11 protein-coding genes are annotated in these 12,034 nt (G+C 73.4%); 10 read left to right on the top strand and 1 reads right to left on the bottom strand.

What is annotated here, in order from left to right; translation table 11 throughout:
* Positions 1 to 21: 21 nt before the first annotated feature.
* A complete protein-coding gene (locus QQX13_RS01790; RefSeq protein ID WP_301144452.1) occupies positions 22 to 1,218 on the bottom strand; it encodes an acyl-CoA dehydrogenase family protein in 1,197 nt (398 codons plus the stop codon).
* A gap of 146 nt (positions 1,219 to 1,364) precedes the next feature.
* On the opposite strand from QQX13_RS01790, the gene QQX13_RS01785 reads away from it, so the two are divergent.
* From QQX13_RS01785 to QQX13_RS01740, 10 genes are read left to right on the top strand one after another with little or no spacing between them, the layout of a single operon-like run.
* On the top strand, positions 1,365 to 2,168 hold the full coding sequence (locus QQX13_RS01785; RefSeq protein ID WP_301152255.1) for an SDR family oxidoreductase: 804 nt from the start codon (positions 1,365 to 1,367) through the stop codon (positions 2,166 to 2,168).
* Positions 2,165 to 3,388: an acyl-CoA dehydrogenase family protein gene (locus tag QQX13_RS01780; RefSeq protein WP_301152254.1), complete on the top strand. Its 1,224-nt coding sequence runs from the start codon at positions 2,165 to 2,167 to the stop codon at positions 3,386 to 3,388. The genes QQX13_RS01785 and QQX13_RS01780 overlap by 4 nt, the downstream gene beginning before the upstream one ends.
* Positions 3,385 to 4,467, top strand: coding sequence for a phosphotransferase family protein (locus QQX13_RS01775; RefSeq protein WP_301152253.1), 1,083 nt, complete (start codon positions 3,385 to 3,387; stop codon positions 4,465 to 4,467). The genes QQX13_RS01780 and QQX13_RS01775 overlap by 4 nt, the downstream gene beginning before the upstream one ends.
* Positions 4,464 to 5,240, top strand: a complete 777-nt coding sequence (locus QQX13_RS01770) for an electron transfer flavoprotein subunit beta/FixA family protein (protein ID WP_301152252.1) — start codon at positions 4,464 to 4,466, stop codon at positions 5,238 to 5,240. The genes QQX13_RS01775 and QQX13_RS01770 overlap by 4 nt, the downstream gene beginning before the upstream one ends.
* Before the next feature lie 11 nt (positions 5,241 to 5,251).
* A complete protein-coding gene (locus QQX13_RS01765) occupies positions 5,252 to 6,232 on the top strand; it encodes an electron transfer flavoprotein subunit alpha/FixB family protein (protein WP_301152250.1) in 981 nt (326 codons plus the stop codon).
* On the top strand, positions 6,229 to 7,524 hold the full coding sequence (locus QQX13_RS01760; RefSeq protein WP_301152249.1) for a cytochrome b/b6 domain-containing protein: 1,296 nt from the start codon (positions 6,229 to 6,231) through the stop codon (positions 7,522 to 7,524). The genes QQX13_RS01765 and QQX13_RS01760 overlap by 4 nt, the downstream gene beginning before the upstream one ends.
* Positions 7,525 to 7,541: 17 nt before the next feature.
* On the top strand, positions 7,542 to 8,291 hold the full coding sequence (locus tag QQX13_RS01755; RefSeq protein WP_367305449.1) for a GntR family transcriptional regulator: 750 nt from the start codon (positions 7,542 to 7,544) through the stop codon (positions 8,289 to 8,291).
* 2 nt (positions 8,292 to 8,293) lie between these two features.
* Entirely contained in the window at positions 8,294 to 9,820 is a 1,527-nt protein-coding gene (locus QQX13_RS01750) for an MmgE/PrpD family protein (protein ID WP_301152535.1), read from the top strand.
* 11 nt (positions 9,821 to 9,831) lie between these two features.
* A complete protein-coding gene (gene prpB / locus QQX13_RS01745) occupies positions 9,832 to 10,734 on the top strand; it encodes a methylisocitrate lyase (protein ID WP_301144445.1) in 903 nt (300 codons plus the stop codon).
* A gap of 55 nt (positions 10,735 to 10,789) precedes the next feature.
* A complete protein-coding gene (locus tag QQX13_RS01740) occupies positions 10,790 to 11,965 on the top strand; it encodes a bifunctional 2-methylcitrate synthase/citrate synthase (protein ID WP_301144444.1) in 1,176 nt (391 codons plus the stop codon).
* The last annotated feature ends 69 nt before the right edge of the window (positions 11,966 to 12,034 follow it).

Below are 12,034 nucleotides of genomic sequence, written 5' to 3'. Positions count from 1 at the left end.
CCTCTCCCAGTCCCTGTCCGGTCACAGTCCCAGGCCCCGCCCGACGATCTCCTTCATGATCTCGGTGGTGCCGCCGTAGATGGTGGTGATGCGCGCGTCCTCGTAGTCCTTGGCGATCCGGTACTCGCGCATGTAGCCGTAGCCGCCATGCAGCTGCAGGCAGCGGTTGACGACGTTCACGTACTGCTCGGTCGCGAGGAACTTCGCCCCCGCGGCCTCCTCCGCGCTCAGGGTGCCCTCGGTGAGCCGGACCATGCAGTCGTCGACGTAGGCACGGGACGCGCGCACGGCGGTGACCATGTCCGCGAGCTCGAAGCGGGTGTTCTGGAAGGAGCCGATCGGCCGGCCGAACGCGTGGCGCTCCTTGACGTAGGCGAGCGTGCGCTCGAGGACCCCCTCGCTCGACGCCACCGCCGCCGCGGCGATCGAGAAGCGCTCCTGCGGGAGGTTGCGCACCAGCCCGAAGAACCCGGTGCCCTCCTCGCCGAGGAGGTTTGCCACGGGGACGCGGACGTCCTGGAAGAAGATCTCGCTGGTGTCCTGCGCGTGCAGGCCGATCTTCTCGAGGCGGCGGCCCCGGGAGAAGCCGGGGGAGTCCGCCGGGATCACCAGGAGGCTCATGCCGCGGTGCGGGTCCGGCCCGGTGCGCACCGCCGTCACGATCAGGTCGGCGTTCTGGCCGTTCGAGATGAAGATCTTCGAGCCGGTCACCACGTAGTGGTCGCCGTCTCGGACGGCGCTGGTGCGGATGCCCGCGAGGTCCGAGCCGGTTCCCGGCTCCGTCATGGCGACGGCGACGATGCTGCGCCCGGCGGCGATGTCCGGCAGCCAGCGCGCCTTCTGCTCGTCGTTCGTGAGGTCCGTGAAGTAGGGGATGACGATGTCGTTCGACAGCGCCACCCCGGCCATCCCCGAGGTGACGGGGTGGCGGGCGAGCTCCTCGCCCATGACCGCGTTGAAGCGGAAGTCGTCGGAGCCGCCGCCGCCGTACTCCTCGGGGATGCCGAACCCCAGGATCCCGGCCTCCGCGGCACGCACGAACAGGTCGCGGTCGACTCGTCCCTCCTGCTCCCACCGATCGGCGTGGGGGCGCGCGTGCAGCTCGACGAAGTCCCGCACCATCTCGCGGAACTGCTCGTGCTCCTCGTCGTAGACGCGACGGGGGCCGACGACGCTCGCGCTCGCGGCCTTGGGGGACGTGCCGGTGACAGCGGTCATGAGTGGATCCTCCTTGATCTCAACCTCACGGTTTTTATAGCACATTAGAAACGACGATGGCCAGGGGGCCGGATTCCGCGTGTCGCTTGCGCGCCCCGTCGCTTGCTGTTTAATCTGGATTAAGCAATCGCGCAAAGGAGCGTGGCATGCAGGATGTGGATGGTCGAGTGCTCGAGGCCCCGGGCCTCGTGGTCGCGGACCGCTTCGCGGGGAAGGTCGCGGTCGTGACGGGAGCGAGCCGCGGGATCGGCCGCGCGATCGCGGCGCGTCTCGCGGCCGAGGGGGCGTCGGTGGTGATCACCGCGCGCAAGGAGGACGAGCTGGCCGCGGCCGCCGCCGAGCTGCCCGAGGAGAGGGTGCGGACGGTCGCCGGCCGCGCTCAGGATCCCCACCACCGCCGCGACGCGATCGCGGCCGCGGTCGCCGCGTTCGGGCGCCTGGACGTGCTCGTGAACAACGCCGGCATCAACCCGGTGTACGGGCCGCTGCTGGGCCTCGACCACGAGGCGGCGCGCAAGGTGCTCGACGTCAACCTCCTCGGCACGCTCGGCTGGGTGCAGGAGGCGTGCGCCGCCGGGCTGGGCGCGCACGACAGCGCCGCGATCCTCAACCTCTCCTCCGTGACGGGCACGGTGCCGTCTCCCGGCATCGGCTGGTACGGCGTGAGCAAGGCGGCCGTCTCCCACCTCACCCGCACGCTCGCGGCGGAGCTCGGGCCCCGCGTCCGGGTCAACGCCCTCGCGCCTGCCGTGGTGCGCACGCAGTTCGCGCGCGCGCTGTACGAGGGTCGGGAGGCCGAGGTCGCCGCGCAGTACCCGATGGGCCGGCTCGGCGTCCCGGAGGACGTCGCGGCCGCTGCGGCCTTCCTCTGCTCGCCCGAGGCGGGCTGGATCTCGGGCCAGGTGCTCGACCTCGACGGGGGACTGCTGGCGGCGGGAGGGGTCGCATGACCGCCGCGGAGGCCACGCGGGCCACCGTGGGCGAGCTCGCCGTGCGCACCCGGCGCTTCATCCGCGACGTGGTGGTGCCGTCCGAGCCGCCCGCCGGCATGGAGCTGGGGCCGGAGCGCAGGCGCGCTCTCCAGGAGGAGGCGCGCGCGGCGGGCGTCTTCGCGCCTCAGGTGCCGACCGCGCTGGGCGGCCTGGGCCTGACCCTCCCCGAGTGGTCGCCTGTCTTCCAGGAGGCGGGCTACTCGCCGATCGGCCCGGCGGTCCTCAACTGCATGGCCCCCGACGAGGGCAACATGTACCTGCTGGAGCGCGTCGCCTCGCCGGCGCAGCAGCAGGCGTTCCTCGCCCCGGTCGCCGCGGGCGAGGCACGGTCGTGCTTCGCCATGACCGAGCCCCACCCCGGCGCCGGATCGGATCCCGCCGCGCTCGCGACGGTCGCGCGCCGCGTCGACGGCGGCTGGGTCCTCGACGGGGAGAAGCGGTTCATCTCCGGCGCGGACGAGGCCGCCTACGCGATCGTCATGGCGCGCACGCCCGAGCTCGGCGACGGGGCCGCGACCATGCTCGTGGTCCCGATGGACACGCCCGGCGTGACGGTCGGCCACCCCATCCGCACCATGGAGACGGCGATCACGGGCGGCCACCCGCACGTGACCTTCGCCGACGTGCGCGTGGGCGACGATGCGGTGCTCGGCAAGGCGGGCGAGGGCTTCGCGTACGCGCAGGTCCGGCTCGGCCCGGCCAGGCTCACCCACTGCATGCGGTGGCTCGGTCTCGCCCGACGCGCGCAGGACACCGCACTCGACCGCGTGCGGACGCGCGAGGTGTTCGGCGCACCCCTGGCGGAGCTCGGGATCGCCCAGGCGATGCTCGCCGACTCCGAGATCGACCTCGCCACCTGCGACGCGCTGATCGACCGGGCCGCCCGCCTGCTGGCGGAGGACCCGCGCGCGGGCGCCACCGCATCGTCCATCGCCAAGGTGCACGTCTCGGAGGCCGTCGGCCGCGTGATCGACCGCGCGGTGCAGCTGTGCGGGGGCGACGGCGTGACGCTCGAGCTGCCCCTCCTGGCGTTCCTCAACGAGGTGCGCCCGTTCCGTGTGTACGACGGCTCGTCGGAGACGCACCGGTGGGCGATCGCCCGCCGCGCCGTGGCGCGGCGGCGGCGCGAGGTCGAGGCGGGCGAGCGGGTGCTCGACACCCCGGAGGGGGCGCGATGAGCGTCGAGACGCGGGACGTCGTGGCGGACGCCGCCGACGCCGCCGCCCTCGCGAGCCCGCCGCTGCTGGTCATCGAGCCGCTGGACGCGTACCTCGACTCCGTCGGGATGGCGCGCGGCACCCTCGCGTGGCACCGGATCGGCGACGGCCAGGCGAACATCACCTACGAGCTGCGGAGGGGACGCGACCGGCTGGTGCTGCGCCGCGGCCCGCGGCCGCCGTTCCCGCCCTCGGCGCATGACATGGTGCGCGAGGCGCGCGTCGTCGCGACGGTCGGCGCCGCCGGCGTGCCCGCTCCGCGCGTGGTGGCGGTGTGCGAGGACCCGGACGTCATCGGGGTGCCGTTCTACCTCATGGAGCTCGTCGAGGGGCACGTGCTCACCGACGCGCTGCCGCGCGGCTACGCCGATCCCCGCGACCGCGCGGCGACGGTGAACGAGGCCGTGGACACCCTCGCCCGCCTGCACCAGGTCCCCCTCGAGGGCGACGTCGCCGCGCTGGGCCGTCCCGCGGGCTACCTCGAGCGCCAGCTCCGACGGTTCTCCCAGATCTGGCCCCTCAACACCCGGCGCGAGGTGCCGCTCGTCGACCAGGTCGCCGAGCGCCTCGCTGCCGCCGTGCCGTCCGAGCCCGGCGCGAGCATCGTCCACGGCGACTTCCGCCTCGGCAACCTGATGTTCGCGGCACCGGGCCTGATCGCCGCGGTGCTGGACTGGGAGATGGCGGCGCTGGGCGACCCGCTCGCCGACCTCGGCTACCTGGTGGCGACCTACACGGAGGCCGGCAGGGCGACCACCCCCATGGACCTGACCCCGGTGACCGCGCTCCCGGGCTTCCCGACGCGGGCCGCGCTCGTCGCCCGGTACGCCGAGGCGACCGGCGCGGACGTGTCGATGCTGCCCTGGTACGAGGCGCTGGCGCTATGGAAGTCGGCGATCTTCTGCGAGGCCATGCACACGCGCTGGCTGGACGGCGAGCGACCCGGGGACACGTTCGCGCCCACGCTGGCGGAGGGTGTGCCCGCGCTCGCCCGCGCCGCCGCGGAGGCGCTCGACAGGCTGGAGGAGGGAGAGCGGTGAGGATCGTCGTGCTGATGAAGGTGGTGCCCGACACGTACCGGGACCGGACGCTGTCGCTGGAGACGGGGCTCGCGGAGCGGGCCCCGGAGGACGCCGTGATCGACGAGATCAACGAGCGCGCGCTCGAGGTCGCGCTCGCGCACGCCGATGCGCATCCGGACACCGAGGTGGTGGTCCTCGCGATGGCCGCCGAGCCCGCGCAGAGCGCCCTGCGCAAGGCGCTCGCGATGGGAGCCTCGTCGGCGGTGCAGGTGGTCGACGAGCGACTGCTCGGCGCGGACCTGATGCTGACCGCCGAGGTGCTCGCCGCCGCGGCACGACGCATCGGCTTCGACCTGATCGTCGCGGGCAACGCCTCGACCGACGGCGGCGGAGGTGCGGTGCCCGCGGCCATGGCCGAGCACCTCGCCGTGCCGTGCGCGACCGCGCTCGCCGCGATCGAGATCGGTGAGGACGCGGTGACCGGCACGCGCGCCTCCGACGCCGCCACCGTGCGCGTCACCGCGCCCCTGCCCGCGATCGTCTCGATCACCGAGGCGCTGCCCGACGCGAGGCTCGCGAGCTTCAAGGGGATCATGGCCGCCAAGAAGAAGACCGTCGAGACCCTCTCCCTGGACGACCTCGGGGTCGACGCCGAGGCTCCCGACGTGGCGCGGTCGATCATGATCGCCGCGCGTCAGCGACCGGCCCGCGAGGCCGGCATCAAGATCACCGACTCGGGTGACGCGGGCGAGCAGCTCGCCGCGTTCCTGGTCTCGAGCCGGCTGGTGTGAGGGGGAGGGACATGACCGACCACAGCGACGCGCCCGTGCTGGTGCTGCTCGACCGGCTGCCGTCCGGCGCCCTCGCCCCGTCCGCGGCCGGGCTGCTGGGCGCCGCGGCGGAGGTCGGCCTCCCCGTCGCCCTCGTCGTCGGCGACGGGGCACGCGAGGTCGCGGCGGCGGCAGGTGCGCTCGGCGCGACCCGGGTGCTGGTCGCCGATGCGGCCGAGGACGCGGTGACGGTGCCCGTCGTCGACGCGCTCGCGGCGGCCGTGGAGGCATCGATGCCCGCGGCGATCCTGGTGTCGCACTCCGTCGAGGCGCGTGAGGCCGCGGCCCGGCTCGCCGTTCGGAAGGGTGCGGCCCTGGCGGTCGACGCGGTGGGCGTGTCCCGCGACGCCGAGGGGATCGTCGCCCACCACAGCGCCTACGGTGGCGCCTACCTTGTCGACTCCGCCGCGACGTTCGGGGCGCCCGTCATCACGGTCCGCCAGGGAGCGGTCGACGCGCGGGGCGTGCCGGTCGAGCTGCCGGTGGTGGAGGCGCTGGAGGTGGCGCCGTCCGGCCTGCCCGCCGCGACCGTCGTCGAGGTCGAGCCCGTCGAGGCGACATCCTCCCGCCCGGACCTGCGCGGCGCCGCGAAGGTGGTCTCCGGCGGTCGCGGGCTCGGGTCCGCCGAGCAGTTCGCGCTGGTCGAGCAGCTCGCGGACACGCTCGGCGCCGCCGTCGGCGCCTCCCGTGCCGCGGTCGACGCGGGCTACATCCCCGCAGCGCATCAGGTGGGGCAGACCGGGGTCTCGGTGTCGCCGCAGCTCTACGTGGCGCTCGGCATCTCGGGGGCGATCCAGCACCGGGCGGGGATGCAGACGGCGAAGACCATCGTGGTGGTCAACAAGGACGCCGACGCGCCGCTGTTCGCGATCGCCGACTTCGGGGTGGTGGGCGACGTCTTCACCGTGGTCCCGCAGCTGATCAGCGCCCTCGAGTCGAGGAAGGGCGCATGACGGCCACCCTCCGTCGCGGTTTGCCGCGCGTACCCGGCGGGGAGCCGTGGCCGCCCGCGCCCGCCGCGACGGGGGACGATGCGGGGGCCCTGACGGGAGCCGCGCCCGCCGCCGTGACGCTCACCGCCGGGGCGCCCGCGGCGACCTCGACGACCGCCGTCGCCACCGCATCGTCCGTCCCGGGCGACCCCGCGCCGGGCGCCGGGCGTCCGCGTGGAGACGTCGCGCTGCGGCGGGGGCTTCCCCGAGTGCCCGGCGGGGAGCCGTGGCCGCCCGCCGGGTGGGCGCCGGCCGTCGAGGATCACGCTCCGGCTCCCCAGGAGCCGGCGCCGGAGCCCGCGGCGGTCGCCGCGGACGAGGCGCCCGGGACCGCCGACGCATCCCCGACCACGGAGAGCGATCCCGGTGGGCTCTCGCCCCGCGCGCGCCGCTCCCTCGGGATGGTGGCCGTGATCGCCGTTCTCGGGATCGCCGCGGTGCTCGGCGCCCGCCTGATCGTGGGCCTCGACGGCGTCCAGGCGTTCGTCGCCCGCTACCCGGGGGCGGTGCCGCCGCCCGAGGGCGCGCCGGTCGGCATCCCGACGTGGCTGTCGTGGACTCACTTCTTCAACGTGTTCCTGCTGGCGATGATCGTGCGCACCGGGCTCGAGGTGCGACGCCAGGCGCGGCCGGAGGCCTACTGGGCGCGCCGCTCCGACCCGCGGACGCGGATCAGCCTGCTCGCGTGGACCCACCAGGCGCTCGACGTGCTGTGGGTGGTCAACGGCGTCACCTACGTGGTGCTGCTGTTCGCGACGGGGCAGTGGATGCGGATCGTGCCGCTGTCGTGGGAGGTCGTGCCGAACGCCGTGTCGACCGCGCTGCAGTACCTGTCCCTGGACTGGCCCGTCGAGGACGGCTGGGCGTACTACAACTCGCTGCAGCAGCTCAGCTACGTCGTCACCGTCTTCATCGCGGCGCCGCTCGCGATCGCGACCGGGGTGCGCATGAGCATCTTCTGGCGCGCGGGCGGCCGCCTCGACCGGCTGTACCCCGTGACGGTGGCGCGGCGGATCCACTTCCCGGTGATGCTCTACTTCGTGCTGTTCGTGGTGAGCCACGTCGCGCTGGTGCTCGCGACCGGGGCGCGCCGCAACCTCAATCACATGTTCGCCGGCACCCAGGGCGAGGGCTGGACGGGCGCGATCGTGGCGACCGCGGCCCTGGCGGTCGTGGTCGGAGCCGTGCTCGCAGTCCGGCCGCTGCTGATCGCGCCCGTCGCGCGGCGCTTCGGGACGGTGAGCGGACGATGACCGCCACGATCGAATGTATGCACAAGACCTCCGAGAGTGCTAGTTTCGCGACCATGGAGCCGTTGTTGTATACAGAAGATCCGCCGGGAGCGCTGAGGACCAGCGACCGCGTCTACCGAGCGCTGCGGGACGAGATCCTCGATGGCACCCTCGCGCCCGGCGCGCCCCTCGCAGAGATCGAGCAGTCGGCGCGGCTCGGGGTCTCCCGCACGCCCCTGCGCGAGGCGCTGTCCCGCCTGCAGGGCGACGGACTGGTCGCGGCCCGCGGCGCGCGCGGCCTCGAGGTCGCCGGCCTGACGCTCGACGACGTGCGCGAGCTGTTCGAGATCCGCGAGGCGCTCGAGGTGAAGGCGGCCAGGCTCGCCGCGCTCCGCCGCGACCGCGGGGTCTTCGAGGTGCTGCGCGAGGAGGTCCGGGAGGCGGGGGAGCGGCTCGCCACCGAGGCGTCCCGCGACGACTTCTACGCGCAGACCGCGCGCATGGACGCCGCCATCGACGGGGCCGCCGCCAACCCCTACCTGCTGTCCGCGCTGCGCGGCGTGCGCGTGCACGTCGCCAGGATCCGGCGCCTGTCGAGCGACGACTCGGCCCGGCTCCGCAGCGCCACCCAGGAGCACCTCATGATCCTCGACGCGATCATCGAGGGCTCCGAGACCATGGCCGCGTACGCGACCGAGCTCCACCTGCACCGCAGCCTCGCGAACATCCTCGCGACCATGCGCCAGGATCCCACCCTGCCCCCGACCGCTGAGGAGCGTCACCAGTGAAGATGCACGCCGTCCGAGCCCACACGTCCGCCGAGGCGCTGCCCCGCGAGTGCCAGCTCGCCTGGTCGATCGCACAGGTCGCCGCCGACCCCGTGCCGATCGCCGACGACGTCGCCGAGATGGTGATCAACCGCGTGATCGACAACGCCGCGGTGGCGGCCGCGTCCTACTCGCGCGAGGCGCCCGCGGCGGCCCGCGCGCAGGCCCTCGCGCATCGTCCGTCCGCCGGAGGCGCGGGTGCGACGGTGTTCGGCGAGCCCGGCGCCACCCGTGTGAGCGCGGAGTGGGCGGCGTGGGCGAACGGCGTGGCCGTGCGGGAGCTCGACTACCACGACACCTTCCTCGCGGAGGAGTACTCGCACCCCGGCGACAACATCCCGCCGATCGTGGCGGTGGCGCAGCACGCCGCCGCGCGCGGGCTCACCGGGGCCGACCTGCTCCGCGGGATCGTCGCCGGATACGAGATCCAGGTCGACCTGGTCAAGGGCATCAGCCTGCACCGGCACAAGATCGACCACGTCGCGCACCTGGGGCCCAGCGCCGCCGCGGGCATGGGCGCCATGCTCGGCCTCGACGCCGAGACCATCTTCCAGGCGGTGGGTCAGGCCCTGCACACCACCACCGCGACCCGGCAGTCCCGCAAGGGCGAGATCTCGTCGTGGAAGGCGCACGCCCCGGCCCTGGCGGGCAAGCTCGCCGTGGAGGCGGTCGACCGCGCGATGCGGGGGCAGACGTCTCCGACGCCCATCTACGAGGGCGAGGACGGGGTGATCGCCTGGATGCTCGGCGGCTTCGACGCCCGCTACGAGGTCCCGCTGCCCGAGGCGGGGGAGACCAAGCGGGCGATCCTCGACACGTACACGAAGCAGCACTCGGCGGAGTACCAGTCGCAGGCGTGGATCGACCTCGCGCGGCGCCTGCACCGGGAGCGCCCCGAGATCGGCGATCCGGAGCGGGTCGCCAGCATCGTGCTCGCCACCTCGCACCACACGCACTACGTGATCGGGTCCGGCTCGGGCGACCCCGAGAAGTACTCGCCGACCGCGTCGCGGGAGACGCTCGACCACTCCCTGCCGTACATCTTCACCGTCGCCCTGCAGGACGGCGCGTTCGATCACGAGACCTCGTACCTGCCGGCGCGGGCCGCGCGGCCCGACACGGTCGCGCTGTGGCAGCGGATCACCACCACCGAGGACCCCGAGTGGACGCGCCGCTACCACTCGAACGACCCGGCGGAGAAGGCCTTCGGCGGCACGATCCGGGTGACCTTCACCGACGGCTCGGTGCACGAGGAGTCGATCGCGGTCGCCGACGCCCACCCGCTGGGCGCCAAGCCGTTCGCGCGCGACGACTACGTCGGCAAGTTCCGCACGCTCGCCGACGGCATCGTCCCGCCCGCCGAGATCGAGCGGTTCCTGGACGTCGCGCAGCGGCTGCCGGAGCTCGGCTCCGACGAGCTCGGCGGGCTGACGTTCACCGTGTCCGACCAGGTGCGCGCGGCCGCGCCCGCGCCGTCCGGGCTGCTGTAGGGGAGGGGACGATGCTCTACGCGACCACCTCGGCGGCCGACAAGCGGGCCGCGTTCCGAGCCCGGCTGGCCTCCGGCGAGCTCCTGCGCTTCCCCGGGGCCTTCAACCCGCTGTCGGCGCGGCTCATCGAGCAGCGCGGCTTCGAGGGCGTCTACATCTCCGGTGCGGTGCTCTCCGCCGACCTGGGGCTGCCGGACATCGGCCTCACGACGCTCACCGAGGTCGCGGGGCGGTCGCGCCAGATCGCCAGGGTCACCGACCTGCCGGCGCTCGTCGACGCCGACACCGGCTTCGGGGAGCCCATGAACGTCGCCAGGAGCGTCCAGGAGATGGAGGATGCCGGCGTCGCGGGCCTGCACATCGAGGACCAGGTCAACCCCAAGCGCTGCGGCCACCTCGACGGCAAGGAGGTGGTGGGGCTCGACCTCGCCGTACGCCGCATCCGCGCCGCGGTCGACGGTCGCCGCGACCCGAACCTGCTCATCATGGCGCGCACCGACGTGCGTGGCGTCGAGGGCCTCGACGCGGCCACGGACCGGGCCAGGGCCCTGGTCGACGCGGGCGCGGACGCGATCTTCCCCGAGGCGATGGCCACCCTCGCCGAGTTCGAGGCCATGCGCGCGGCGGTGGACGTGCCGATCCTCGCGAACATGACCGAGTTCGGGAAGTCCGAGCTGTTCTCCGTGGACAGCCTCCGGGACGTCGGCGTGAGCATCGTCATCTGGCCCGTCTCGCTGCTGCGGCTCGCGATGGGATCCGCGGTGCGCGGGCTCGACGAGCTCCAGTCCGCGGGCCACCTCACCGGGCTGCTCGGGCAGATGCAGCACCGCGCGGACCTGTACGACCTGCTCGACTACGAGTCCTACGGCCGCTTCGACTCGAACGTGTTCACCTTCACCGTCACCAAGGACTGAATCGACCCCTCCTCGCACCGCACGGTGCCCGTCCCCACATCACAAAGGAGTGATCATGAGCGACACCCCCGAGATCAAGAAGGGCCTCGCCGGCGTCACCGTGGACCACACGGCCGTGTCGAAGGTCAACGTCGACACCAACTCGCTGCTGTACCGCGGGTACCCGGTCCAGGAGCTCGCGGCCATGCGTTCGTTCGAGGAGGTGGTCTACCTGCTCTGGTACGGGGAGCTGCCGACGGCCGAGCAGCTCGCGCAGTTCCAGCGCATCGAGCGCTCGCACCGGACGCTCGATCCGGCCATCGCGCGGGTGATCGACCAGCTGGTGGGGACCGCTCATCCCATGGACATCGTGCGCACCGCGGTGAGCATGCTGGGCGCGAGCGACCCCACCGCCTGGGACAGCGAGCCCCACGCGATCCTCGACAAGGCCCTCGCGCTGTTCGCCCAGCTGCCCGGGATCGTCGCGTACATCCAGCGCTGCGAGCGAGGGCTGGGCGCGATCGCGCCGCGTGACGACCTCGGCTACGCGGCGAACTTCCTGTGGATGACCTTCGGTGAGGAGCCGCACCCGGTGGCGCGCGAGGCCTTCGACGTGTCGATGACGCTCTACGCGGAGCACTCGTTCAACGCCTCCACCTTCACCGCGCGCGTGGTGACCTCGACGCTGTCGGACTACTACAGCGCGGTGGTCGCGGCGATCGGCGCGCTCAAGGGCCCGCTGCACGGCGGCGCGAACGAGGCGGTGATGCGCACGTTCGAGGAGATCGGCGACGCCTCACGCGTGACCGGGTGGCTCGACGAGGCGCTGGGCGCGAAGCGCAAGATCATGGGATTCGGCCACCGGGTCTACAAGCGCGGGGACTCGCGCGTGCCGACCATGCACGCGGCGCTCGACACGCTCATCGCGCACTACGGACGGCCGGACATCGCCGACCTGTACGACCGGCTGGAGGCGGAGTTCGTCGCGCGCAAGGGGATCTACCCGAACCTCGACTACCCCTCGGGGCCGGCGTATCACCTGATCGGGTTCGACACTGCGATCTTCACGCCGATCTTCGTGGCGTCCCGCGTCGCGGGCTGGACCGCGCACATCCAGGAGCAGCTGGCCTCGAACGCCCTGATCCGGCCGCTGAGCGCGTACAACGGCCCGGCGGAGCGGCACATCGAGGGCTACGTGGCGGACGAGCGTGCGATCGCCGCCGCGACGCGTCAGGAGGAGCTCGCGGGGTAGCGAGGCGCGCACCTGCCCGACTGCCCACCTGCTCTCCACTCGCGCCGGACATGAGTGCGCGATCGTTGC

The sequence above is a fragment of the Demequina lignilytica genome (assembly GCF_030418375.1).
Classification (GTDB): domain Bacteria; phylum Actinomycetota; class Actinomycetes; order Actinomycetales; family Demequinaceae; genus Demequina; species Demequina lignilytica.
Note: the sequence above shows the minus strand (reverse complement) of the source record. Positions and strands in the feature narration are given on the sequence as shown.

Bases quoted from the DNA above. Each gene is read 5' to 3' on its own strand.
- prpB (WP_301144445.1), top strand. From the start codon at position 9,832: ATGCTCTACGCGACCACCTCGGCGGCCGACAAGCGGGCCGCGTTCCGA.
- QQX13_RS01790 (WP_301144452.1), bottom strand. From the start codon at position 1,218: ATGACCGCTGTCACCGGCACGTCCCCCAAGGCCGCGAGCGCGAGCGTC.
- QQX13_RS01755 (WP_367305449.1), top strand. From the start codon at position 7,542: ATGCACAAGACCTCCGAGAGTGCTAGTTTCGCGACCATGGAGCCGTTG.
- QQX13_RS01775 (WP_301152253.1), top strand. From the start codon at position 3,385: ATGAGCGTCGAGACGCGGGACGTCGTGGCGGACGCCGCCGACGCCGCC.
- QQX13_RS01780 (WP_301152254.1), top strand. From the start codon at position 2,165: ATGACCGCCGCGGAGGCCACGCGGGCCACCGTGGGCGAGCTCGCCGTG.
- QQX13_RS01760 (WP_301152249.1), top strand. From the start codon at position 6,229: ATGACGGCCACCCTCCGTCGCGGTTTGCCGCGCGTACCCGGCGGGGAG.
- QQX13_RS01785 (WP_301152255.1), top strand. From the start codon at position 1,365: ATGCAGGATGTGGATGGTCGAGTGCTCGAGGCCCCGGGCCTCGTGGTC.
- QQX13_RS01765 (WP_301152250.1), top strand. From the start codon at position 5,252: ATGACCGACCACAGCGACGCGCCCGTGCTGGTGCTGCTCGACCGGCTG.
- QQX13_RS01750 (WP_301152535.1), top strand. From the start codon at position 8,294: ATGCACGCCGTCCGAGCCCACACGTCCGCCGAGGCGCTGCCCCGCGAG.
- QQX13_RS01740 (WP_301144444.1), top strand. From the start codon at position 10,790: ATGAGCGACACCCCCGAGATCAAGAAGGGCCTCGCCGGCGTCACCGTG.